This window comes from Oleiphilus sp. HI0117, from assembly GCF_001635235.1.
In genome coordinates this window covers 1-848 of record NZ_LWGA01000125.1, presented here as the reverse complement: position 1 = coordinate 848, position 848 = coordinate 1, and the positions used below count along the sequence as shown (strand labels likewise).

Genomic DNA, 848 nt, shown 5'->3' with positions numbered 1-848 from the left:
GGTACGAAGTTTTTACATTATCGTCGAAACTAGTTTTTGAATAAGTATATGTCGTGTAAGAAATGTGAGCAGCATTGCTCGTATTAGGAAAGTGGTTAGTTGTTACTGCGTGTAAGAGTCACTGACACAAACTATAAAGATAGAAGGAATAGGTAATGAACTCTTGGGTCATTAGATGCGTGCTACTGGCATCAACCGTGCTGTTTGTTTCGGATATTAGTGCTGAAGAAAGTAATGTTGATAAGGCGCGAGATGCCTTAGCCAGACAGTCAGATGATGAGGACTCTACCAAGCAATTGGAAGAGGTTTTCCAGGCGGCTGAGAAAAACTATTCCTTGCTCAAAGCGGGTGGAAAGTCTTTAAGCTATTCTCTGGATTACTCTTATATCTCTGATTCGAGAATTGCCTTGGATGTTCAGAATGGCGTGGTTAGAAATCTGGACGTAAACCCCTCTGGAACACATTCCTTTACAAACTCCTTTAGCTTTGACTACGGAGTTCTGAATAACCTTACTCTAAATGCCCGGATACCTTTATCTTCACGCTACGATACTCAGAACTCACTATCTGCAACGGAGTGGGGGGATGTGAGTTTCGGTTTGCGTTGGCAGCCTTTTGCTTATGTACCAGGTAAGGCGACAGTCACCCTAAGTACTACCTTAAGTACTAAAACAGGTGTCAGTCCTTATGAAATTAACCCTAATGAGCGCTTGTCTACGGGTAGTGGTACTTACTCTGTTTCAACGGGTTTAAGTGTATCGAAGGTATTGGACCCAGTTGTATTGTTTGGCTCGCTGAGTTCCAGCTACTCCTTTGAGCAAAGTGGTTTGAACCAACCTCGAGGCGGG

1 protein-coding gene is annotated in these 848 nt (G+C 43.3%); it reads left to right on the top strand.

Annotated features, from left to right (window positions below):
* Positions 1-155: 155 nt before the first annotated feature.
* On the top strand, positions 156-848 hold a 693-nt coding region (locus A3757_RS01750), incomplete at its 3' end, for a flagellar protein FilC (protein WP_068739061.1).